Genomic DNA, 22,375 nt, shown 5'->3' on the forward strand with positions numbered 1-22,375 from the left:
CTATAGGTGATGAACTTCTATGTAAGCGAATCGAGAAATTACGTAGGTGCGAACCCTAGTGCCTAGCTCTTTTTCCTCTTTATCTACTTCAAGTAATTAGCATCGCAAATTTTAGGTATTCCTAACATTTTACCTAATTCTTTTAGAGATACTTATATCGTTACCAAAACTAAGGAATAAAAATTCGGTGAACCTAAATATGGCTGCAACAAGGAAAAGGCTCAGCGATTTAAGGCCTGGAGAAGTGGGCACTGTTGTAGGCTACGCAGATGCGCCGTCCTGGCTCAAGAGAAGACTAGTGGAGATGGGCCTTTCTAAAGGCACAACTGTCAAGATGGTGAGGAATGCGCCCTTGAAGGATCCGATCGAGTTCGAAGTGAGAGGTTACAATATTTCCATCCAGAGAGAGAAGGCAGAGGTTGTGCTTGTAGAGGTTGTTGGGCATGATTCCCCTGATTCTAGCACCAGAGGGGAGTGAGGTGCGAGTGATCGATGTAAGGGCTGGGAAAGGAGTCGTTGCGAGGCTCCTAGAGCTTGGCATTACGCCTAGCTCTACGCTCAGGGTGCTTAAAACCTTCGGTTCAGGCCCCATTCTTCTGGACGTTAAGGGATCTAGGATTGCTCTCAGCAGAGGAATCGCCATGAAGATATTCGTGGAGGTGGAGCAGTAGGTGACCGGGCGCCAAATGATTCGAGTGGCTCTGGCAGGAAACCCCAACGTGGGGAAATCTGTGGTGTTCAACAACCTCACCGGATTGCACCAGCACGTGGGTAACTGGCCAGGTAAAACAGTTGAAAAAGCTGAGGGGTTCTGCTACTTCAACAGCACTGAGATCTACATCGTAGATCTTCCAGGAACGTATAGCCTAACGGCATATTCAATCGAGGAGAAGATCGCGAGGGACTATCTAATCTACGAAAAACCCGATGTGGTCGTCAACATCGTTGACGCATCGAACCTTGAAAGGAACTTGTACCTAACGATACAGTTGCTAGAGCTGGGGGTTAACGTCATTGTTGCGCTGAACAAGTTCGACCTGTTAGAGGCTTCAGGCGCGGAAATTGATGTTAGGTTGTTGAGAGAGAGGTTAGGAGTTCCCATTATCCCTACAATCGCTTCGAAGAAGAAGGAGATGGGAGAGCTCTGTGAAGCAGTATTGGCTGCTTTCAATCAACCTGTACGCTGGACAGTAAAGTACAGCTCGAGTGTGGAGAAGTACATAAGCGAGGTCATGGAGCTCTTGCGCGGCAAGCTTCCAAGCGAGCTGACATACAGGTGGGTTGCTATCAAGCTACTGGAGGGCGACGAAGAGGTAGCCAGCCGTGTGAAAGCTCTAGTGGGGGATGAAGTTATGAGGAGAATTGAAGCAATAAGAAGTGATTTTGCAAGGGAGCTGGGGGATCCCGAGACCGTTTTTGCGGAAGAGCGATACAGGGTTATTGAGAACATCCTTGAGGGAGCAGTCGTAAAGGCTAGGGCGGTAACAGTCTCCGATGTGCTGGATCAGGCGTTCCTGGATACTGCCTTCGGCATCCCCATATTCTTTGCCATAATGTGGGTTATGTTCCAGTTTGCCTTCAACATTTCAGCTCCTTTCAACGATTTCCTCGGCGACGCTTTCGCGTGGATAGCCCAAATGCTCTCTGGTGCTACAGGAGTCACATGGCTTGACTACCTGCTCTTCGGCGACTATGGAGTCTTAAACGGGATGGGGACCGTGCTCAGCTTCGTCCCGCTCATATTCACTCTATTCTTTGCTCTCTCGATGCTTGAAGACTCCGGGTACATGGCCAGGGCGGCGTTCCTAACTGATAAGATACTGGGGAAATTCGGCCTCCCTGGCAGAGCTATAATATCTATGATACTGGGGTTCGGGTGCAACGTACCGGCGGTGTACTCCACGAGGACAATACCGGACGAAAAGGATAGAATCGCTGCAATTGTTACAAACCCCTTGATGCTGTGCGGAGCTAGGTTTGTTTTCTTCGCGGCCATTGCCTCAGCCCTTTGGGGGAGAACTGCGGGTGATGTCCTCCTATCCCTTTATGTGCTTGGCATCCTCTTATCCCTCCTCGTAGCCATCGTGATCAGGAAGACTGTGCTAAGGGGAGAGTCAACAGCCTTCATCATAGAGCTACCACAGTATCTGATGCCTATGCCGCGTGTAGCCCTGTCCAAGGCGTGGAGTAGGGCTAAGCTCTTTTTCACGAAGGCGGGAAAGGTAATATTCCCCGGTATACTGGTTCTCGGTTTGCTTGCAGTCTTCACGTCCAACCTAACGTTCACAGAGAATGTTGAGGATAGCATTATTGCCTCCATAGGAAGAAGCGTGCAGTTTATTTTCACCCCGCTCGGCTGGGACTGGAGGTTCGTTGTGGCTGCAGTTTTCGGCTTTGTGGCCAAGGAGATTGTGCTCGGTGCACTTGCCCTACTCTACGGCGCCAGTGAGGACAAGATTGCTACCGTGATAGCCTCGACACACGATCCGCTGACGGTTTATGCCTATATGGTATTCATACTCATCTACGTTCCATGCATAGCAACGATCGCGGCGATAAAACAGGAGGCCGGTGCGAAGTGGGCGTTATTTACGGTCACCTACGAGATCTTGCTGGCCTACGGCATGGCCTGGCTTGTACTGAATGCAGGTCGTCTTTTAGGGGTGTAGCGCTATGGCCGGGGCTCTTACACAGAGGGCGATGAAATTAAGCAAGTGGAGCCGAGCATATGCCCTAGCTATGGCAACGCTGTACCTCCTCTACGGGTTGTTGCAACTTTACAATGGGTTGGCGGCGTGGTGGCTCCCATGGCTGGGGGATCATGTTGAGCTGTGCATCAGAGTCCTGGATATTTGCGTGCCTAACACTTTCCCCGATCCTTTCTCCGGTTTGGTGCTCATGCTGGTGGGATTAATACTCGTGAGAGCAGTCTACCTATATAGCAGGGAGAACTATGTGAAAGCAGCAAGCTTCCTCTTTGCCGGTTGGGCTTTCGGAGTGTTGCTGATGATTCTCAACGTATTAATGTTGCTTGCAGACATCCTTGGTGCCTACTACCCTCTGCTCCTAGGTGGCGAGGCTACGGGTTGGAGTTTAGCAAGCGACCCATGGGGTATAGCACCTCATATGATCCTTGGTGCACTATTGTTACCGCTTTACCTCTCTGCTGAGAGTATCAGAGAAATTCTCAGGAGTCTAAGCTACTGAAAGCAAACAATTATAGCATTATTTTTCACAATTTTCAAATTCCTCTGGGCTATTTTTACACAAAAATCAGAACTGGAAGGGCGTCCTACTGCGCAAGTCTTGCTTCGAAGCCTTCTTCACAACATACCGGTATAACTAAGCTACCGCAAAATCCTCGCAGAGTGACCCGAAGAAATCCAAGAGTATTCCCTCATCTTGCCCCTTCTAACGGGACCATCGGTTGGCATCGGTTTGCGATGACTTAAGGGGTTGGGGTAAGCCTGGACCTATACGAATTTGTGACTAAACATCTTGTCATGGTTCCTCCTGTAGTGGTCTCAGTTGTTAACTATGATCTTATCCATGGATCCGCTTGTATGCTGAGAACGCTGCTCTTCAGTAATTCTGTCTTGAAAAGTTTCTTTGAGGTTATGGTAGTTACAACTATATTTGTTATACCACAATGCTGAAGTTCTTCATCAGCTACAGCACATCTGTCCAGTACAGCTATCCGTTATGATTTAGGGATACAGAGTAAGCGGGCGCTTCCACAGACACCCTGGAACCAGGTCGTATGATGCTGACTACATAAAAATAATCCTCGTTCAAAGATGCGGGATACCTAACTACATCAGCAGCCCGCAGATTACAGAACTGCAGTTCGAATTCAAGTACCAGCACTCATACCTCGTTGGGAGCGGCCCCGGAGTTATAGAGGTAGTAAATGCAGTACACACCTCGACAGATACCACAACGCTGGAGTGAAGTCCAGTACAGCTGGGAGGGCCAGCCTCTGAGCGGAGTAGTATATACCGACACACTGCAAAATCGTGAAAGTACGATTCCTGTTACGGGAGGCAGCACATACGTCTTCAGTGTTTATGTAGCACTTCCCAAAGCAAACGTTTCGTTGGGAGTCACCTTGCCCCCCTCCCCTCAAGGCACTCTGACCATAAAAGCAGGTTCCTGGTACCCGGGCTATAAAGCGAGGGTAGTAAGCCTAGGCGATAGCAGATTCTTGGACACGAGGTCTTTCTGGGTCATTTCCTCTTGAACAAAACTCTTTTTAAAATCCTTCTTTAGAAAAGCTCGATTTTTCAGCCGACCTTCTCTAAAGACAAGCATTTTTTGATGAAAATCCTAATATACGCGGAACCCTGTGAGCTACCTGAAGAGAGCAATGATCCTTCAGAGTGGAGGAGAGGTCGGATTGAACCAGCAATATCTGCTTGGCATTGTCCTTCTTGTCATGCTTGTTTCATTCTTGATACTGAGGTCGAGAAATCCAAAGATGCCTGTTTGGGCCTTCATGTCATTCCTCGCATTTCTGAGCGTTGTAGGGAAGCTCGTCAAAATAGATGAAATACCCTCGGTCATCGACTTCAATGTGATTTTCTTCCTAATAGGGATGTTCAGCATTGTTGCCCTCGCCGAGAGCTCCGGGCTGCTCAGCATGATCTCCTACTGGGTGGTCAGCAGGGTCAAGTCCACCCTTACCTTGATGATTCTGTCATCGCTCATGTTCGGGCTCATGGCCGCCTTCGCAGTAAACGACACAATAGCGATCATGGGCCCCCCCATTGTTTACACAATTTCAAGGGCCACGGGGTTGCCTCTTGAACCTCTCCTTCTGCTCCTCGCCTTCTCGATCACCATAGGTTCTGTCGCCACTCCTATGGGCAATCCGCAGAACGTGCTCATCTCCATAAGCTCTGGGATGAAATCTCCCTTCATTTCCTTCATCTACTATTTGTTCATCCCTTCGCTTTTGAATCTGCTCATCACATCCCTGATCATTTCCAGGTTCTACAGAATCAAATGGAGGAAGCTGGAGCTTGGGCTGATTCCAGAAGAGAGCCTGAAGAGCAAAAAGGATGCTGCAATTTCCGCTGTCTCCCTTCTCTCAGTTGTGATTTTGATGCTGGTGAACGACATTCTTCGGCTGAAGGGGGAGCCTCACATAGAAGAAATAGGCTTCATTCCATTCTTGGTTGCCTCCGCGATGTACTTCTTCATTGATGAACCGAGGAAGCTGGTGAAGGAGATAGATTGGGGAACCATTATGTTTTTCATCGTCATGTTCATTGCTATGCAGGGAGTCTGGAACAGCGGCGTATATGAGGACTTCATCTCGCGAATAATGCCCGCAAGGCCTTCCCCAAACATGGAGCCCATCGCAATTTCTCTCGCTTCTATTTCGCTCAGTCAGCTGCTGAGCAATGTCCCCTTTGTGAAGCTGTTCACAGAATATATGAAGCTTCTTGGATACAGCGGAGGAGACGTGAAGGCCTGGATCTCTCTGGCAATGTCTTCGACGATCGCTGGAAACCTCACCCTATTCGGTGCTGCTTCCAACATAATAATACTTGAAGTAGTAGAGAGCAGGTACAACACAACAATAAAATTTGGCACATTTCTCAAGATCGGATCGGTTGTGACTGCCGTGAACCTGGTAGTGTATCTTCTGTTCATCTACCTGCTCTGATTTTCCAAAAAATTCGGTTCCTCAATAAAGGCGGGAAAAGCTTCCCCCGAGTTTTTTAATCAAAAAGAGGAAGGGCTAGGAGTTGCTATTTTTGGGTATTTGCTCGATCGAAATCTTCGAAGGAAGCGGTATCTTCGAAGAGGCTACTTTGGCTGCCCTCTTGGCGAGCTCCAAATGCTCCTTCTTCACCTTTATCTCCAAAATTTCATAGCCTTTGTAGACTCTCGCAGCCGTGCCTATGGGCTTTCCGAATGACAGCCTCATTCCATCTTGAAGTCTGTCTGCTCCAGCGAAGGCCATCATTTTGTTCTCTCTCAGCACGTGGTGAGGGTATCTCACGACTCGAAGATAGAAGTTCTCCTCGCCCGCTTCAGAGCTCAAAAGCTTGTGAGCAGCAACCCTCGTTGCTTCGAGCGCATTGTGCCTTATCTGGCCGTCTTCCGTTACAATGAGCTTTACAATGTAATCCGCATCGAGCCTCGGATTACCCATCTCAAACTTCGATATTTTTGGCTGAGGGACCCCAGGGATGTATTCTTTCCTAGTATATGGAGGCGAGCTGAAGTGCGTGTAGCATCGCGCTGGTCTCATTGGCATTACGGATCAACTCTCACAGCTTTCCCTGTCTTTGCTCAATTAAGTTAATTAAGATTTTTCCCAGCTGGGCATCCTTCAGTTATTCAGTGGTTGCTTTTAAAAGCATTTCTAATTCCTATAGCATTCCAGCTATCCTTGGAGATGATGGAAAGCCGACCATCATGCTTTGAAGAGCACCGTACGGGATTTATATAGTTATGAAGACAGGGGAAGCGAGGGAATTGCTGCTGGGCAGTTTGGCGAAAAAGCACAAATGTTATTAAACGGTTTTCAGCCATTCTTCCAAGTGCAGTTTAAGTGTAGCAGCTGTCAACGATGAGGATGTGATCTCAAATGGTAAGAGCTCCAAGAGGGCTGAGGCACAGGACTAGAAAGCTATTGAGAAAGAGCGTGAGGGAAAAGGGCGGTGTACCTCCTTTGAGCCTCCTAATGATAGAGTACAAGCCCGGTGATAAAGCAGTAATAAACATCAACCCCTCAGTTCACAGCGGCATGCCTCACAGGAGATATCAGGGAAGAACTGTAGAAATAGTCGGGAAGAGGGGAAGGGCTTACATAGCAGTTCTGTATGAAGGTAGTGTTAAGAAAACATTCTTCGTCCGGCCGGAGCACCTCAAGCCTCTTCAGAGCGAGGTAGCTTGATCTTCTGAACATATAGCGAGATGGTCAAATTGGCGAGGAAAATTCTCGAGATCAGACCGGTAGACAATTACGAGGCTGCGAAGATCCTCAAGGAGAAGCTCATGAGCGGGAGTGAGCAGCAGAATCCGATGCTCTCGAGAACGGAAGAGTTTCTATCGATCGTGACTTCTCAATGCAGCTATGAAAAGTCGAGGGAAGTGCTTCAAGAGCTTCTGGACAACGGAATAGAGAGGGAGACAGCCATAATGCTCATCAACACGCTTCCAACCGAAGAAGCAGAAATAAGGGCGCTGCTTCCTCCAGAAAAGCAAACCATGCCGATAGAAGCCACTAAGAAGATCGCTGAGATCCTTTCGAAATGCCTTGAAAAATAGATATACATCGAATAATTTGACAGGACGAGAATTCTGCATTGCCTGAACGCTTTTTGAAGAACGGTGGAGCATCTGTAGAAATTTCGATGAACAGTCTGAAGGCGAACAAATGTGCCCATTCATGATTGCATTCCTTTTCCAAAAGAAGCAGTCGCTCCTGTGGCTCGGAAAGCTCTTTCGAAACCTGAGACAGAGCTGGTGATAAGCTAAAATATGAGGAAAATCGTAATCATATGTCGTGATCTTGCATGAGCTTTAGCGAGCGGATTGGTATGCTTTTTGAATTTTCGGCGCTCGTTCGAAAAATGAAGGGTCACATCAACTGAATTCGCATGGATGGTGAAATGAGTGATGTACAGAGGACCAGGCGAGGGAAAGCCTTCTAGATTTTCGAGCAGGAAGAGGGAAATACCCGATGACACAGCAGCGATCTTGGACTACCTTCCTCAGGGAAATCCGTTCGACAAGCATGTTGAGCACAGGAGAGCCCCAGTGGCTCAGGCTGTGGGAACGAGATACTTCACTCTTGTGGAGCTGGTAGTTCCAGAAGGAGAGCAGTTCGAGATAGGCGAAAAGATATACATCGGACCTGACTACATAGGGAGGGGGCCCATAAAGTCTATTGTGGGCCCAATCGAGTATTCAGACCTCACCACAGTTTCAAAGTCAAACCTCCCAGCGGTCCTTGCCAATATCATCAGGGAAAATGAAGAAGCTTTCGCCAAGCTCTTCAACATAGCCGGACCCATTACTCTGAGGATGCACTCTCTTGAGCTCCTCCCAGGAATCGGCAAGAAAACTTTGAACATCATCCTTGAGGAAAGAAAGAAGTCCCCCTTCAAATCGCTGAGAGACCTGGAGGAAAGGATAGCCCTCAGAGGTGTGAAGCTGCACGGCATCGAGAACATAATTGCCAGCAGGATAGTTAAGGAGATGGAGGGCGGGGAGAGGTACTATCTCTTCGTAAAGCCGAAAGCTTCAGAGAGCGAGGCAGTATACTTGAGGATCCTAGATTTGATATATTCCGATTGATTTCTTTGCCTTGCAAGCAGGTCAAGACAGCCATGCCAACTCTTCTCCTATCCCAGCTCGAAAAGAGCATTCTGGAAGCTTCTTCGTTTCAGCTCAGAAAGATCACTGTGGAGCTTTTAAAGGAAGCTGGGATAAGGCCTTCAGATAAGCTCGGGCAGAACTTCACAGTATGCAGGGAATATGCTGATGAAATGAGCAGGGCAGCAACTTCAGAGGGCGGGGATCTGCTCGAAATAGGGACTGGAACTGGAATACTGACAGCCTTTCTCTCGAGGGGTTCGAAGGGTCTGGTAATCTCCGTGGAAAAGGATCCCAGGCTGTTCGAGCTCGCCTCCAGATATATCAGGTCAGAGAACGCAGCCCTTATCCTGGGGGACGGCCTTTTCCTTCTGGAGAGGTCCAGGATCCCCATGGTTGTATCGAGCACCCCTTTCTATCTCTCCGTCCCAATCATTCTATCGATAGCTAGAAACAACAGCATCAATGCAGCAGTTCTCGGGGTTCAGAGGGAAGTAGCTGAAAGGATAGCAGCTCTTCCAGGCAGCAGGAATTACGGGAGAATTTCTGTGATCTCGTCCATAATTTTTGAAACAACGATCATCCGGACGTTCAGGCCGTCCTGCTTCTTTCCGAAGCCGAAGGTGAGCGTCTCAATTGTGAAGATTGCGAGGAGAAAGGCATATGATCGAGCCCTCCACGGGACTGTCGAGAAGCTCAGTGCTTGCCTGTTCTCCCAGAGAAATAAAATAGCTAAGAAAGTGATAGAGTCTTGCCTTCAAAAGCTCTTTCCCCAAGCTTCAAAAGTTGTCGAGAGCGAGGCATTCAGGGAAGCTGGAAGATTGAGAGTGAGGGAGATCTCGGGTTGGCAGATCGAAGAGATGGCGCGGGCTGTCCTGCAGGCAGCAGAGAACAGATGAGGTGGGGGTACTCGCTTTGTCTTCCGGACTCAGTCTACGATCCAAGCGATGACAGCTACATGGTGCTAGAATATTTGAATGAGCATGAAAGCATGGTCAGAGGCTCGAGGGTTCTCGAAGTAGGATCGGGTTCCGGGATAATCGCAATACATGCAGCTTCTCTTGGGGCTGAGCTCGTGGTGGCTGTGGACATATCCAGAACAGCCTGCGAATTCACTGCATTCAACTCGGAAAGGCTCCTCGGAGACCTTTCTTCGAGGATCGCCGTTATAAGGGCAGACGGTGGTGGAGCGCTGAGAGTGGGGACTTCCTTCGACCTCATCATCATCAACCCCCCATATCTCCCATCCGGAGAGAGCACCGGAGATAGAGAACTGGATCTTTCCCTCTACGGAGGACCTACTGGCTCCGAAGCTGCTCTCAGCATTCTGGACAGCATTGTGGAGAGATTGAGCGGGAGATATACGCTGCTTCTGGTATTCTCATCTTTATCTGATGCAGAATCAGTCTTCATGAAGATGAGAAGCATGGGGATGAGCTTCTCCGTTGCAAAAGAGAGAAGCTTTTTCTTCGAAAAAATATTCCTAATAGAGGGGAAGAAAAATGGAGCTGCTGAGGCTCGTTCTGGTTGATACCGAGGGTTCAATAAATCTCGGCATGATCCTCAGACTGGCCGCCAACTTTGCGGTTGACGAGATATACCTCGCATCTGAGAGGACTTACAATGAAGAGGAGGTATTCAAGTATGCTGTCAGGGCCAGCAACTTATACAGCTCAGTTGTAAGGGTGAAAACCTTGGAGGAAGCGTTGAACGGGTGCGATATCAGAGTTTGCACAACAGCAAAGGCCAGAGAAGAGGACGTCTTGAGGAACACAGTTTCATCTGAAGATCTCCCCCGCGTCGTTTCAAGCTACAGGAGAGTGTGTCTGGTTTTCGGCAGGGAAAGCACAGGACTAACCAGAGAGGAGCTGGCGGCGTGCGACATTTCTTCAACCATTCCGGCCTCGGAGAGCTACCCGGCACTGAACCTTGCCAACTCTGTAGCGATCTTTCTTTACGAGCTCTTTACAAAATTGAGGAACAGGGAGCAGATGCTGAAGAAAGCGAGCAGAGAGGAATTGGAGGAAGCGATAAGCGCCTTCTCGCGAATTTCCAAGCAGGTAATGAGCGATGAGCGGAAGATCAAAGCTGCCGAGAGGGCCTTCAGGCACGTTGTATTCAAGAGCTCCCCCTCGAGCAGAGAGGCGAAGATAGTTATGCATGTCCTGAGGAGAGCTGTGAGGAGGCTGGATAGCTGTCACGCTACACAAAAACCTTAATGACATCAAGCTCGGCGCACAGCATTTTCTTTCCAGTAATGCTGGAGAAGCTCGGGCTCGTTCTCCCTTCATCCCCAGAAACCAGCTCCTTTACGTATAGGCCTCCATCTGCAATCAATATCCCCAGCAATGCTCTGCTCCCGATCAAGCTCAAACGGATGTCGTGGATCCTCTTGCTCCTGACAATATCAGCCCTCCTCCTCAGAACCCTCAGAGGGGTCCTCTGCTTCACAACCGCTCCCTTCAGCGACCTCTCTATAGACTCTCTATCTCCCTCGCTCAGAGGCTCTTCTGAAACTGCCACCACTCTGTAAGCCTTCAGCTTCGAGGAATCAGCCAGCTTGAGCATCCTGACGTCTTCCCTAGAGCCCTTTCCCTGAATTAGGAACTTTCCATAGGGGGAATACCTGTTCAGCAGGTCCGAGATGAGCTTCAGGTTGACCCTCCTGCTACTGGGATTCTTTATCTCGATAATCAGCGGCCTCCCTCCACCCAGCATCCTGACGTCTACATCCTCCCTTCCGGAAGCATGCATCACGATCTTCGACCCGTCGTAGACTTTGTAAAGAGACTCCGCGATCATTTTCTCCACAGACAAAGAGTCCCCTCCCTCCGGCTCATCGAACCACCTTATCTGGCTTATGTTTCTCCCCGTCTTCAGATATCTACCCTTCAGGAAGAGGGGGTTGATCACGACTTCTGCCTTCCCCCCCTCCGCATCTATGATCACAGATGCACCGGGGTTCTTGAATTCAGCAGGTATTCCAAGAGAGGCGGAGATCCTTTTCCCTATCTCCCTCTTCAGCTCAGACTTAACAGATTCAGCTGTGTATAGAGAGAAGGCCCTGATCACCTCCGCCTCCCTCTCTTCGACTTCCCTCGGGAGCTTCACTCCAACGATGAAGGACTCAGCAGAAGCCTCCCTCAGCCTTTCCAGGGCATGAAGATACAGGGATTTCCACTCGCCTATTTTTCCGCCGCATATGTAACATGTTGATCCTCTATGTTCCAGCCCAGCTTCCTTGAGAGTCTCGGAAAACTCCGGTCCAAGCGAACAGGATATTTCGCTCAGATCGCTCCTAGCCTTCTCATCCCCTCTCTTCATTCTGTTCACAAGCTCCATCACGGCAGCTCTCTTCAGCGCTCTCCCCCTCTCCTCATTGGAAAATCCCCTCATGAGCGTTGAGAACATCCTTCCGAGGCAGGAATCGCAGAGGGGGAACTTCTTCATTATAGCTATGGATGCTTCCAGAACTGATTCCAACTCCGATACCTCTTTACTCAGAAGATATCTCCGCCCTTTTCCAGCTTCTTCAGGACGGACTTCCTCCTCTTCAGCTGCTTGAGCATCCTCTTTGTTCCCTCGTAGTATGCTAGGAGCTCTCTCACATCCTCAACGCTTGTGCCTGAGCCCACAGCTATCCTCCTCAGCCTGCTCTTTTCCCTCTCGATGATCTCCGGCTTTTCAAGCTCTTCGTACGTCATGCTGTTTATTATCGATATCCATCTGTCGAACTTCTCCTCTCCAACTTTTTCCAGCTCGCTGTCTTCAGGCAGCGCCATGCTCAGGCCGGGAAGCATCTTGAGTATCTTGCTCAGCGGTCCCATCTTTCTTATCTGCCTTATCTGCCTGTAGAGAAGCCTCATGTTCAGGCCCCTAGAGAGCATTTCCTCGGCCTGCTTCTCGAGGTCCTCCTGCTCGATCTCGAGAGTCTTCATCCTCTCCAGCAGGCCTTCGATGTCTCCGAGCCCAAGAATCCTGGAAACGAAGCTCTTCGGCCTGAACGGCTCTATTTCATCGATCCCTTCCCCTGTTCCTATGAACTTTATCCTGGCGCCCGTGGCAGCGACAGCGGAGAGAGCGCCGCCGCCTTTAGCTGTTCCATCCATCTTGGTTATCACGATGCTTCCTATAGGAGTTGCTTCATGGAACCTTTTGGCTATATCGAAGGCCTTCTGCCCAACCGATGCATCGAGAACCATCATGACCTCGTCGGGCTTTATGGCCTGCTCAATCCTCTTCATTTCCTCGAGCAGCTCCGCTTCTCCTCCGTAGCCGTGCCTGCCTGCAGTGTCAATGATTATGATATCGGCACCCTGTTCTTTGAGGTGCTCAACGCCCCTCGAAGCTATTGCCACGGGATCCTTCTCCGCCTCATCTCCATAGAAGAGAGCTCCAACTTTTTCGCTCAGCTGCTTCAGCTGTGCTAACGCTCCTGCTCTGAAAGTGTCTGCGGCAACGAGTCCAGCCTTCATCTTCCTCTTCCTGTAGTACCAGGCAAGCTTTGCAGCTGTGGTTGTCTTCCCGCTCCCCTGCACGCCTATCAGCATTATAACATACGGCTTCTTCCTCGGCAGTACTTCGGGCTCCTCTTCACCCCCAAGGACGGAGACCAGCTCTTCATACACTATTTTGAGGAACCAGTCTCTCCTCGAAACTCCCTGGGGTGGCTTCTCATCCAGAGCCCTCTTCTTTATTCTGGAGGAGAGCTCGAAAACGAGTTTAACATTCACATCCGACTTTATCAGAGCTCTCTGAAGCTCCTTTATGAAATCCTCCACGCTCTGTTCATAGGGAGAAGTGCTTGAAAAATACTTCTTCACGGCTTCTTTGAGTCCGGAGAATATAGAGCTCAACCGGGGTCCTTCCTCTTCCTACCCTCTGGTTCTGACTATTATTCTCTTCCCCATCACTTCCCAATACTCAACGTCCTTGCCGGGAGCTATCTTGCTGGTGAGCTCGGGATCTTCCGGCTTCGGGACCTCGAAAGTGTCGTAGGTTTCAAGGTCCATCAGCTGGTAGGATTTTCCAAGGTCTGAGATGACCTGCGCCACCTTCTTCTCGATTATAGGCTGCTCAACCCTCTGATCAACGGGGGCTGTTATTGTCTTCTTGCTCCCGCTGAACAGCCCAATTGCCACGACATGAGCCTTAGCGCTTCCATGCTTCCCAGTTTTTGCCTTCGTAATTTCCACTACCCTGCACGGCTCGCCATCTATTACTATGTATGAACCTACCTTAACATCTCCAAGCGATGTGTAGACTATGCTCATTCAGGATACCTCTCCCTACTTTTGTTCAAGTTATTTTTCCGCCTTAGTTGACTTTTCCCCCGAAAGCGGTTTTGCTATCCCAGCAACCGCTCGGTCCTCATTTGGCTGGAGCATCGAGGTTGAACCCCTCTCCATCCAGCCTGTACCGAAACGGCCGCATGCTGTGGGGGAGACCACACTGCTTTTGGATGCTGTTGCCACTGTTTGTTGCATTAGAATGCGAACAACTTATAAATCTTTATCCTTTGAAGGGTAGCTCCTCAAGAGAGAGCTCTCCGCACAGCTAAAGCACTCCTCTCAAGGTTTCCTCAGCTGCTTCCCTCAGCGGCTCAGCTGCTTCCTCAGAGTCCGCACAGCTGCTCAAATTCAATGAAAGGGGGGTAATGGCAATGTTCTTCTCTACGAGAACCACGTATGAGTCAGTTCCTTCTTCTGGAGACGTAGACTCTCCGTAAATCCAGAAGTACGGCCTTCCCTGAGGATCGATCCTCCTCTCGGTGTACTGGGCGAACCTTATCCTCGCAGGCCTCGCCAGCTTCACCTTCGTCCTCTTTCCGATAACCGAGGGGAAGTTGACTGAGATCAGGTCGAAGCCTTTCGGCATCCCATTCTCGATCAGGTATTCGGCCACAGCTCTGGAAACCGACATCAGGGCCTTCCTGTATTTCCTCCTCATGAACTCATCCGGAGACTTGACATCCGCACTGAAGGCAGCACTAGGTATGCCCAGAAGCGATGCCTGCATGGCTGCCCCAACGGTTCCCGATGAGAGGATCACCTGCAGGCTCGTGTTCTCTCCAATGTTTATTCCCGAGAGAACCAGATCCGGCTTGCCGTTCAATATGTGAACTGAAATGTGAATTATGTCGCTGGGCGTGCCGCTGACAGCAATGATGGACTCATCATTCCAGAGCTTTATCCTCATGACCCTGAGGGGCTTGTGAAGAGTGAGGCCCAATCCAGTGCTGCTCTTCGGCGTCTCGGGAGCTATGACGTTGATCTCCCCGAGGCCAGAGACAGAGTCCTTCAGTATCTTGAGCCCTGGGCTGTAAACGCCGTCGTCGTTTGTTATTACTATCCTCCTGCTCAATGCCACCTCCTCCAGCATTTCGTTTATTTAAAAAGCTCTTTTCTAGAACTTAAATATTGCAGTTTGATGAAGTAAAGAGGGGAGCCTACAGGAGTGAGGAGTGAGAATTGGCCACATTCTATCTGTTTTCGATAAGGCCGGAGTACGCTCAGGCGATCTTTGAGGGGAAGAAGAGGTTTGAGCTGAGGAGAGGCAGGGGGGGCGGCCTGGAGGAAGGAGGTATAGCTGTGGTGTATGTGAGCGGGAGGGTGAAGGAGATCAGGGGAGAATTTACAATAGGGAGAATAAGAGTGGGGACTCCAGAGGAGATATGGAGGTACGTTAGGAGGAAGAACCCCTCGGGGATTACCCCCGAGTCTTGGATGTTCATTAAAGGCTCCAGGACAGCTGTCGCCATCGAGATACTCGATCCCAGGCTCTACAAGGTGTTCATTTCGCTCAAGGAAATAAGGAGGCTGTATCCAGAGTGGTCGCCTCCAATGGGCTACGCCAGACTCGACCCGGGAGATGGCGTCTTCCGCAGCTTCATACTGCCGTTGAGGAATCTCTCTTATCAAAAGCGATGACGGGAAGGGGAAGCTTTCCTTCTCGGAGCTCCTCCAGAAAGATCATAGTGCAGGGAACTGTTCTTCTCCTCAGCACGTGCTTCGTCGTCTTATGGGGAAATAATCTCCCGGAGAGGGCCCTCCTGAGAACCTCGCTCTTGGATACTGGTATCTCCTTCCTCCTCGGGAAGACCAAGATGTCATCAGAACTGTAGTCAACCACATATACTGGAACGAGCTCTATCCCCATCCTTCTCAGAGCCTCTACTCTGTGATGACCATCCAAGATCACTCCATACTTCCCTTCTATCAGGATTGGAACTCTGAACATCCCCTCTCTCTCAATTATCTTCATCATGAGCTCCACGATCCCCTCATCAACCTGCTCGTGGGGAAGGAGATCGCATATGCGAGCAAGAGCAGTAATGTTTGAGAACCTCAAGGGGATCACCCTTACAGAGAAATCAAGCTCTCTATTCTCTCTATGTATTTGAAAATGGAATCGGGAAATACGGTCACGTAGACCCCCTTCTCCCTTTCAGCAATCTTCCTGTAAGCACAGTATGCAGCCCCAGCCGACATTCCAACCAGGATCCCCTCCTTTTTTGCTATCTCCACAGCCCCAAGTGCGGCTTCTCTCTCGCTGACATCGATCAGCTCGTAAAGTTCCACATTCTCGAGCCACTTCGGTCCAGTTTCCCTCCTCTTTATCCCAGGGATTTTCGAGCCCTTCGCCGGTTGAACGCCCACTATCTTAACTCTCCTGAAAGAGCTATTCTCGAGAAACCTCTTCGCAACTCCCCAGAGAGTGCCGCTAGTCCCTATCCCTACCACAAGGTAGTCGGGGGCGATGCCTGCAGCTTCCAGCTGCTCTATCATCTCTCTCGCAGTCCCTTCATAGTGGGTTATAGGATTCAGCTCGTTCTCGAACTGGTCGAGATTGAGGGCTCCATCTCTCTCAGCTTCTCTCTTCACGAACTCGACCATTTCCTTGTTTATGCTTTCGAAATCCGTGACAACAACCTCAGCTCCAAGCAACTTCAGCAGAGATATTGTAGAAGGAGGAGTCGGCCTGGGAAGGTAGATCCTCACACGTATTCCATACGCGTTGGAGAGGAGAGTTAGAGCGATCGCGAAGTTTCCAGAGCTCGCTTCATAGATGACCTTGGATCCCTTTTCAAGCGCAGCTTCAATCATTCTCTTGGCAGGCCTGTCCTTTATGCTGTTTGAGTAAGGATTGAAGAACTCGAGCTTTGCGTACAGTGGAGAGCCATCGAGGGAAGCCCTCTTCAGGAAAACGATGGGTGTGGGATGAACTGCAGGGATCAGATCCGTCGTTTCTGGAATCATCTCTCCATCCCAGATCAGGCAGCTTGTTCAGAAGTTATATTGCTTCGTACATATTGGAAAGGGTCAAGAAGATTTGGCCACGTATAGGAGCTTCCAGACTATGCCTTGGGGTGGGCTCCGCAGGACCGCTTCTCTCTATTAACGGTCCCACATGCTCCCAGGGTAAGCTAAGCGGCGTTGGGCTTTTAGTAACGGCAGGCTGACCCCTCGGGAGCGAGTCCCTCGGGGCTTACACCCCCGTCCTATCAAGCCCATCTTCTATGGGGGCCCTCCTCCCGTGCAGGTTGCCCTGCGCGGGAACGGCCGTCTCGTCTCGGGGCGGGCTTCCCGCTTAGATGCTTTCAGCGGTTATCCCTAGCGGCGTAGCTGCCCGGCGTTGCCCTGCCGGACAACCGGTAGACCAGAGGCCGCGATGCCCTGTTCCTCTCGTACTGAGGGCATCTTCCCCTCAGACGGCCAACGCCTCCCGTGGGTAGAGTCCAACCTGTCTCACGACGGTTTAAACCCAGCTCACGATCCCCTTTAATGGGCGGGCAGCCCCACCCTTAGAGGCTGCTGCACCTCTAGGATGGGAAGAGCCGACATCGAAGCAGCAAACCGCGGGGTCGATGGGAGCTCTCGCCCGCGACGACTCCGTTATCCCCGGGGTAACTTTTCTGTCATGCCCGGCCCCCACCAGTGGGGGCACGAGCGTTCGCTAGGCCTCGGTTTCCCGTCCGGACCCCTTGTTATCCAGGGTCCGGTCAGGCCGGCTTTTGCCCTTGCACTCTACAGCGGGTTTCTGACCCGCTTGAGCCGACCTTTGGGCGCGCGTGTTATCTTTTCGCGCGCGTGCCGCCCCAGCCGAACTGCCCACCAGGCGCTGTCCCCCGGCAAGCGCCGGGGTTAGTCCTACGGGCGCAGAAGGGTGGTGTTTCAGGGTCGGCTCCCCCGTCCCCGAAAGGACGGGTTCGACGCCTCCCACCTACGCTACGCTCCCGCACCCATAGGACAACGTCTGGCTGCAGTAAAGCTCCACGGGGTCTTCTCTCCCTACGGGAGGTTGCTGGACTGTGAACCAGCAGGTAGATTCACGGGGGCGCAGACCGGGACAGTGGGGACCTCGTTGATCCGTTCATGCGCGCCGGAACTTACCCGGCAAGGCATTTGGCTACCTTTCTCCCGGGGGCTCCCGTTTTATAGCATCAAGTGACGAGATACCCCCGTTAAGAGAGTCAGAGTTACTCCCGGCCTTCAGCGGCGCTTCGCCCGGTTGTACCCGGGTTTCACGGACCGCCAGTGGCCAGGATTCACCCACCGTACAAACCCTTACGGGCTAGCGGTGAGCTATGTTTTTATTAAACAGTCAGGTCCCCCTGGTCACTGCGACCTGTGGATCCAGGTTTCAGCCCAGATCCACAGGCACCCCTTCTTCCGAAGGTACGGGGCCAATTTGCCGAGTTCCCTGGCCTGCGCTGCCCCCCAGACGCCTTGGGCTTCTCACCCTGGGGCACCTGTGTCGGTTCTCGGTACGGGCGTGGAGGATCGTTCCCGATCCCCTTTTCATGGGCTCCAGGGATCGGCTGAACCCGCACTGGGCGGGCCATTCCCCCCTTAGACCGGTTCTCACCATGACGGTACTCCCCGGTCCACGGCAGGTTAGCAGGGGCGGCAACCCCTGTCAGCCTACCCCGAAGCGTCGGAGATCGGGCTTCGCGTTGCCGCGATGCCTACCTCCACGGCACAGGAATGTTAACCTGTTTCCCTTTCACAGGCACCGTGTTACGGGCCTGTTTAGGACCGGCTGACCCTCGGCCGACGACCGTTGCCGAGGAACCCTGGCCCTTTCTGGCGGAGGGGATTCTCACCCCTCTTCGCTGTTACTACCACCGGGATCCGCACTCGGAGCGGGTCCATCGGACCTCACGGCCCGACTTCTGCCCCACCCCGACGCCCGCCTACCGGATCGCTCTCGCAATGCGGAAGCGCCCCGAGGTATCGGCGGCCGGCTTAGCCCCGACCAATCTTCGGGGCCCCCAGCCTCGGTGGGTGAGCTGTTACGCACTCCTTAGAGGATGGCTGCTGCTGGGCCCACCTCCCCACTGTCTTAGGCTGGGGACGCCCTTTTGATGGCACTTAGCCGGCACTTAGGGGCCTTAACCTCGGTCTGAGTTGTTCCCCTCTCGGCTCCCAGGCTTACCCCTGGGAAACCCCACTCCCACCTTCTTCGGCGGCCGCAGGTTCGGAGTTTGACTAGGAGCCGTAGCCTTTCGGCTACTGCACCCCTAATCAGTAACTCTACCCCACGGCCAGACCTCCAGTGAGGCTGGGCTGAGACCCACTTCGGCGGGAACCAGCTATCACCGGGTTAGATTGGTCTTTTGCCCCTAGACGGGGGTCAGGGGAACGAATTGCACGTCAGAACCCTTTCGAGCCTCCACCGAGGTTTCCCTCGGCTTCGCTCTGCCCCCGCCTAGATCACCCGGTTTCGGGTCTCACGGCTGTGACTCCAGGCCCTTTGGGACCCCGTCCCTCGCCGGCAGAGCCGGCTGCGGACTTGTCGGTTTCCCTGAGCCTTCGGGGGTTAACCCCTTAAGCTCGCCACAACCGTGAACTCCCCGGCCCGTGTTTCAAGACGGAAGATGCAACCCCGATCCCCCCTCCTCGTACTTGCGGATCGCTCCGCTTTCCTTTGGAGGAGATCATCTCTTTCGGGCTGCATCCCATGTAACCGCCTGGTTTCAGGCTCTTTTCACCCCCCTCCCGGGGTTCTTTTCAGCTTTCCCTCACGGTACTTGTCCACTATCGGTCTCGGGACGTATTTAGGCTTGGAAGCTAGTGCCTCCCGGCTTCCCTCGGTCAAACCAGACCGGGGTACTCTGGCTCATGGCGGAGGCCCTCAAGAATTAACCTACGGGACTATCACCCTCTACGGTGGGGCTTTCCAGCCCACTTCGGCTTTCTTGAGTCGGCCCCCTGGGCTCGAAGCCCAGCCATGAGCCCGCAACACCACATCCCCCCATACTCGTCGCATGGGGGTTTGGTTTGGCCTCTTCCCCTTTCGGTCGCCCCTACTCAGGGAATCCCATTTGGTTTCTCCTCCTCCCCCTACTAAGATGTTTCCGTTCGGGGGGTTCCCGCTCCTTACGGAGCGGCGCGGACTGTTCGCCCGCGCCAGGAGGTCCCATTCGGGAATCCTGGGTTCTACGGCTGCATGCGCCTCCCCCAGGCATTTCGCCGCTTGCCGCGCCCTTCTTCGGCGCCCGAGCCGAGCCATCCACCAGGCGGCTTAAGTGCCGCTCCTGGGACGGAGCCCACCCCATCTAGGCGTCTGGAAGCTCCTATACGTGGCCACATCGAGGGGAATCGCTTTCCCTCTTGGCCCTTCGCCCGAGAATTGCTCTCGAGCTGCATCCAATTCAGACAGGCTACGTGGTCTCTTTGGCTCTGCGTCCTCACTAGAGGAAGAGCCCTCCAACCTCCTGAGCCACCAGGAGGTGATCCAGCCGCAGGTTCCCCTACGGCTACCTTGTTACGACTTCTCCCCCCTCGCGGGGAGAGGGTTCGACCCTGCCCTTCCAGAGCAGGGCCTCACCCTCTCCCCACTCGGGTGGAGCGACGGGCGGTGTGTGCAAGGAGCAGGGACGTATTCACCGCGCGATGATGACGCGCGGTTACTAGGGATTCCTCGTTCACGAGGACGGGTTTCAGTCCTCGATCCCAACTGCGGCTGGGTTTGAGGGATTACCTCCCTCTTTCGAGGTCGGTTCCCGCTGTCCCAGCCATTGTAGCCCGCGTGCAGCCCGGGGGTTTCGGGGCATGCTGACCTGCCGTGGCCCCCACCTTCCTCCGGCTTAGACGCCGGCAGTCCCCCTAATGTGCCCCGCTCCCGGAGGAGCGGGTAGCAATTAGGGGCGGGGGTCTCGCTCGTTGCTGGACTTAACCAGACACCTCACGGCACGAGTTCGCCCATGCCATGGCGTCCTTAATTTTTAGAGGATGCTTCATGTACGGAAGCATAACTTTAATGAATGTGCACGCGTTTGAGTATCCATAGAATTTTAACCTACAAACGTGCGAATCATAGGTTATGTGGGGGTTTACAAATCCGTAGTTAACGAGTTTCTCGGCAAGTTGTATTATAAAGTTCTCGGATTTCGATGAAATAACGATTCTTGGAGTTATATATGGTCCCCATCTGTTGTTTTTAAGTCCAGAGACAATAGGTTTAAACGAACCATCTCCGTCGAAAAATCCTGCTATAAACTCGAGGATTTCAGATCCCGATAGATTTGGTAAGGTTATATATCGAGCTTTTCTTCCAGGCTGTAGATTTAGCATGTTCCTTATGTCTTCAGAGAATTGTTTTGAGTATATCCTGATGACTAATGAGCGCTTCCATGAAGCAACTCTGCATTTTAATCCCATGCGCTCGATCAAGCCACAGAGGATTTTAGAATATTCAGCACAGCTTGTTGCGATTCTAACTTCTCGATCTCTTATATAGCCATCAGCTGCTACTACACCAGCAATATACGCCTTCACTGTATCATACCCCCAAAGATGTATTCTCTTCTAATAATAATTCGGACGCCATAGGCATGTCTGGCGACGGCCGTGCACCTCCTCTCAGCGCGTCGGGCAAGGTCATTAGCCTGGCCGTCATCCTGCTGTCGCCCCCGGTAAAGTTCCCGGCGTTGACTCCAATTAAGCCGCAGGCTCCACCCCTTGTGGTGCTCCCCCGCCAATTCCTTTAAGTTTCAGCCTTGCGGCCGTACTCCCCAGGCGGCGGACTTAACGGCTTCCCTGCGGCACTGGACGGACCCTAGGTCCGTCCAACACCTAGTCCGCATCGTTTACAGCTGGGACTACCCGGGTATCTAATCCGGTTTGCTCCCCCAGCTTTCGCCCCTCACCGTCGAGCGCGTTCCAGCCGGGCGCCTTCGCCACTGGTGGTCCTCCTAGGATTATAGGATTTCGCCCCTACCCTAGGAGTACCCCCGGCCTCTCCCGCCTCCTAGCCCAGCAGTATTCCCACCGGTCACCGGGTTGAGCCCGGTGATTTAGGCAGGAACTTGCTGGGCCGGCTACGGGCGCTTTAGGCCCAATAACCGTCCCGACCACTCGTGGGGCTGGTATTACCGCGGCGGCTGACACCAGTCTTGCCCCCCACTTATTACCCCCGCCTTCCTGCAGCGGGGAAAAGCTCCCCATAAGGGGAGCACTCGGGGTGACCCCGTCACGGGTTACCGCATTGCGGAGGTTTCCCGCCTGGTGCGCCCCGTAGGGCCTGGGCCCTTGTCTCAGTGCCCATCTGGGGGCTCCCGCTCTCACGGCCCCTACCCGTTATAGGCTTGGCGGGCCGTTACCCCGCCAACAACCTGATGGGACGCAGCCCCATCCTCGGGCGGATAGAAGGCGTTAACCCCCTCCTATCCCTTTAGGCGGAGAACCGTTCCAGGACTCCCCGCCTATCGGGGATCAGCTCCAGTTTCCCGGAGTTGTCCCCGTCCCGAGGGTAGGTTAGCCACGTGTTACTCAGCCGTTCGCCACACCCCACAGCGGTGGGATGTGCGACTCCCATGGCTTAGTGCCACCCCGATAGCAGTCGGGTCCGGCAGGATCAACCGGAGTTCGGCCGCAAGGTCGGAGGGCGCTTCCTCTAGTGAGATTCCGCGCCTCCCCGGCTTTTTCGGGGAAGACCACGTAGCCTGTCTCGGACTCGAGTTCTCTCCGCGGTGACGCGGAGTCTCCTCGAGCCGTCATTTTGATCGAGTTTATCGAATTATTCTAAAGGCTTAAAA

The 22,375-nt window shown here is 52.5% G+C and carries 19 protein-coding genes and 2 rRNA genes; 12 read left to right on the plus strand and 9 right to left on the minus strand.

Translation table 11 applies throughout. From position 1 onward, the window contains the following. Nucleotides 1-199: 199 nt before the first annotated feature. The 5 genes from ACLGLO_RS04570 to ACLGLO_RS04590 all read left to right on the plus strand — a co-directional run bounded on the left by ACLGLO_RS04570 (nucleotide 200) and on the right by ACLGLO_RS04590 (nucleotide 5,671). Entirely contained in the window at nucleotides 200-478 is a 279-nt protein-coding gene (locus tag ACLGLO_RS04570) for a FeoA family protein (protein ID WP_492127747.1), read from the plus strand. Nucleotides 479-485: 7 nt separating this feature from the next. Beyond that, nucleotides 486-671, plus strand: a complete 186-nt coding sequence (locus ACLGLO_RS04575) for a FeoA family protein (RefSeq protein ID WP_492127748.1) — start codon at nucleotides 486-488, stop codon at nucleotides 669-671. Between the two features lie 15 nt (nucleotides 672-686). Next, nucleotides 687-2,669 carry a ferrous iron transport protein B gene (gene feoB / locus ACLGLO_RS04580; protein WP_492127749.1) on the plus strand — a complete coding sequence of 661 codons (1,983 nt, stop codon included), beginning with the start codon at nucleotides 687-689 and terminating at the stop codon, nucleotides 2,667-2,669. Nucleotides 2,670-2,673: 4 nt separating this feature from the next. Beyond that, on the plus strand, nucleotides 2,674-3,207 hold the full coding sequence (locus tag ACLGLO_RS04585) for a hypothetical protein (RefSeq protein WP_492127750.1): 534 nt from the start codon (nucleotides 2,674-2,676) through the stop codon (nucleotides 3,205-3,207). A gap of 1,138 nt (nucleotides 3,208-4,345) precedes the next feature. After that, nucleotides 4,346-5,671, plus strand: coding sequence for an ArsB/NhaD family transporter (locus tag ACLGLO_RS04590; protein ID WP_492127751.1), 1,326 nt, complete (start codon nucleotides 4,346-4,348; stop codon nucleotides 5,669-5,671). A gap of 75 nt (nucleotides 5,672-5,746) precedes the next feature. Here the strand turns inward: ACLGLO_RS04590 and ACLGLO_RS04595 are convergent, their stop codons facing one another. Continuing rightward, entirely contained in the window at nucleotides 5,747-6,268 is a 522-nt protein-coding gene (locus ACLGLO_RS04595; RefSeq protein WP_492127752.1) for a 50S ribosomal protein L16, read from the minus strand. A 333-nt stretch (nucleotides 6,269-6,601) separates the two neighbouring features. Between ACLGLO_RS04595 and ACLGLO_RS04600 the strand changes: the two genes are divergently transcribed. The 6 genes from ACLGLO_RS04600 to ACLGLO_RS04625 all read left to right on the plus strand — a co-directional run bounded on the left by ACLGLO_RS04600 (nucleotide 6,602) and on the right by ACLGLO_RS04625 (nucleotide 10,553). Beyond that, entirely contained in the window at nucleotides 6,602-6,910 is a 309-nt protein-coding gene (locus ACLGLO_RS04600) for a 50S ribosomal protein L21e (RefSeq protein ID WP_492127753.1), read from the plus strand. Between the two features lie 29 nt (nucleotides 6,911-6,939). Further along, nucleotides 6,940-7,284, plus strand: a complete 345-nt coding sequence (locus ACLGLO_RS04605) for a hypothetical protein (protein ID WP_492127754.1) — start codon at nucleotides 6,940-6,942, stop codon at nucleotides 7,282-7,284. Between the two features lie 351 nt (nucleotides 7,285-7,635). Continuing rightward, nucleotides 7,636-8,316: a DUF655 domain-containing protein gene (locus ACLGLO_RS04610; protein WP_492129141.1), complete on the plus strand. Its 681-nt coding sequence runs from the start codon at nucleotides 7,636-7,638 to the stop codon at nucleotides 8,314-8,316. Nucleotides 8,317-8,321: 5 nt separating this feature from the next. Further along, nucleotides 8,322-9,233 carry a 16S rRNA (adenine(1518)-N(6)/adenine(1519)-N(6))-dimethyltransferase RsmA gene (gene rsmA / locus ACLGLO_RS04615; RefSeq protein WP_492127755.1) on the plus strand — a complete coding sequence of 304 codons (912 nt, stop codon included), beginning with the start codon at nucleotides 8,322-8,324 and terminating at the stop codon, nucleotides 9,231-9,233. After that, nucleotides 9,179-9,865, plus strand: a complete 687-nt coding sequence (locus tag ACLGLO_RS04620; RefSeq protein WP_492127756.1) for a HemK2/MTQ2 family protein methyltransferase — start codon at nucleotides 9,179-9,181, stop codon at nucleotides 9,863-9,865. Before rsmA ends, ACLGLO_RS04620 begins: the two co-directional genes overlap by 55 nt. Continuing rightward, complete coding sequence (locus ACLGLO_RS04625; RefSeq protein WP_492127757.1) at nucleotides 9,837-10,553, plus strand: RNA methyltransferase; 717 nt, start codon at nucleotides 9,837-9,839, stop codon at nucleotides 10,551-10,553. The genes ACLGLO_RS04620 and ACLGLO_RS04625 overlap by 29 nt, the downstream gene beginning before the upstream one ends. Here the strand turns inward: ACLGLO_RS04625 and ACLGLO_RS04630 are convergent. The 4 genes from ACLGLO_RS04630 to surE form a co-directional block, all read right to left on the minus strand. Beyond that, nucleotides 10,537-11,817 (minus strand): tRNA pseudouridine(54/55) synthase Pus10, encoded by a 1,281-nt coding sequence (locus tag ACLGLO_RS04630; protein WP_492127758.1) that lies wholly within the window; start codon nucleotides 11,815-11,817, stop codon nucleotides 10,537-10,539. The two genes, ACLGLO_RS04625 and ACLGLO_RS04630, sit on opposite strands and share 17 nt — an antisense overlap. A 17-nt stretch (nucleotides 11,818-11,834) precedes the next feature. Next, nucleotides 11,835-13,181: a signal recognition particle protein Srp54 gene (locus tag ACLGLO_RS04635; RefSeq protein WP_492129142.1), complete on the minus strand. Its 1,347-nt coding sequence runs from the start codon at nucleotides 13,179-13,181 to the stop codon at nucleotides 11,835-11,837. 27 nt (nucleotides 13,182-13,208) lie between these two features. Beyond that, on the minus strand, nucleotides 13,209-13,607 hold the full coding sequence (locus tag ACLGLO_RS04640) for a translation initiation factor IF-5A (protein ID WP_492127759.1): 399 nt from the start codon (nucleotides 13,605-13,607) through the stop codon (nucleotides 13,209-13,211). Between the two features lie 283 nt (nucleotides 13,608-13,890). Continuing rightward, complete coding sequence (gene surE / locus ACLGLO_RS04645) at nucleotides 13,891-14,703, minus strand: 5'/3'-nucleotidase SurE (protein ID WP_492127760.1); 813 nt, start codon at nucleotides 14,701-14,703, stop codon at nucleotides 13,891-13,893. 101 nt (nucleotides 14,704-14,804) lie between these two features. Here surE and ACLGLO_RS04650 point away from each other — a divergent pair, with 101 nt between their 5' ends. Next, on the plus strand, nucleotides 14,805-15,263 hold the full coding sequence (locus tag ACLGLO_RS04650) for an ASCH domain-containing protein (protein WP_492127761.1): 459 nt from the start codon (nucleotides 14,805-14,807) through the stop codon (nucleotides 15,261-15,263). Here ACLGLO_RS04650 and ACLGLO_RS04655 read toward each other — a convergent pair. The 4 genes from ACLGLO_RS04655 to ACLGLO_RS04670 all read right to left on the minus strand — a co-directional run bounded on the left by ACLGLO_RS04655 (nucleotide 15,223) and on the right by ACLGLO_RS04670 (nucleotide 22,205). Then, nucleotides 15,223-15,684: a hypothetical protein gene (locus tag ACLGLO_RS04655; RefSeq protein WP_492127762.1), complete on the minus strand. Its 462-nt coding sequence runs from the start codon at nucleotides 15,682-15,684 to the stop codon at nucleotides 15,223-15,225. The two genes, ACLGLO_RS04650 and ACLGLO_RS04655, sit on opposite strands and share 41 nt — an antisense overlap. A gap of 11 nt (nucleotides 15,685-15,695) precedes the next feature. Then, nucleotides 15,696-16,592 carry a cysteine synthase family protein gene (locus ACLGLO_RS04660; RefSeq protein WP_492127763.1) on the minus strand — a complete coding sequence of 299 codons (897 nt, stop codon included), beginning with the start codon at nucleotides 16,590-16,592 and terminating at the stop codon, nucleotides 15,696-15,698. Between the two features lie 165 nt (nucleotides 16,593-16,757). After that, nucleotides 16,758-19,877: ribosomal RNA gene (locus tag ACLGLO_RS04665) — 23S ribosomal RNA — on the minus strand. A gap of 186 nt (nucleotides 19,878-20,063) precedes the next feature. Beyond that, nucleotides 20,064-22,205: ribosomal RNA gene (locus tag ACLGLO_RS04670) — 16S ribosomal RNA — on the minus strand. Together the 16S and 23S rRNA genes form the textbook arrangement of a ribosomal RNA operon. Between the last annotated feature and the right edge of the window lie 170 nt (nucleotides 22,206-22,375).

This window comes from Fervidicoccus sp. SLHALR4, from assembly GCF_058692745.1.

Coding starts and splice junctions, on each gene's coding strand:
- ACLGLO_RS04570 (WP_492127747.1), top strand. CDS start 200: ATGGCTGCAACAAGGAAAAGGCTCAGCGATTTAAGGCCTGGAGAAGTG.
- feoB (WP_492127749.1), top strand. CDS start 687: ATGATTCGAGTGGCTCTGGCAGGAAACCCCAACGTGGGGAAATCTGTG.
- ACLGLO_RS04585 (WP_492127750.1), top strand. CDS start 2,674: ATGGCCGGGGCTCTTACACAGAGGGCGATGAAATTAAGCAAGTGGAGC.
- ACLGLO_RS04595 (WP_492127752.1), bottom strand. CDS start 6,268: ATGCCAATGAGACCAGCGCGATGCTACACGCACTTCAGCTCGCCTCCA.
- ACLGLO_RS04600 (WP_492127753.1), top strand. CDS start 6,602: ATGGTAAGAGCTCCAAGAGGGCTGAGGCACAGGACTAGAAAGCTATTG.
- ACLGLO_RS04610 (WP_492129141.1), top strand. CDS start 7,636: ATGTACAGAGGACCAGGCGAGGGAAAGCCTTCTAGATTTTCGAGCAGG.
- ACLGLO_RS04625 (WP_492127757.1), top strand. CDS start 9,837: ATGGAGCTGCTGAGGCTCGTTCTGGTTGATACCGAGGGTTCAATAAAT.
- ACLGLO_RS04640 (WP_492127759.1), bottom strand. CDS start 13,607: ATGAGCATAGTCTACACATCGCTTGGAGATGTTAAGGTAGGTTCATAC.
- ACLGLO_RS04660 (WP_492127763.1), bottom strand. CDS start 16,592: ATGATTCCAGAAACGACGGATCTGATCCCTGCAGTTCATCCCACACCC.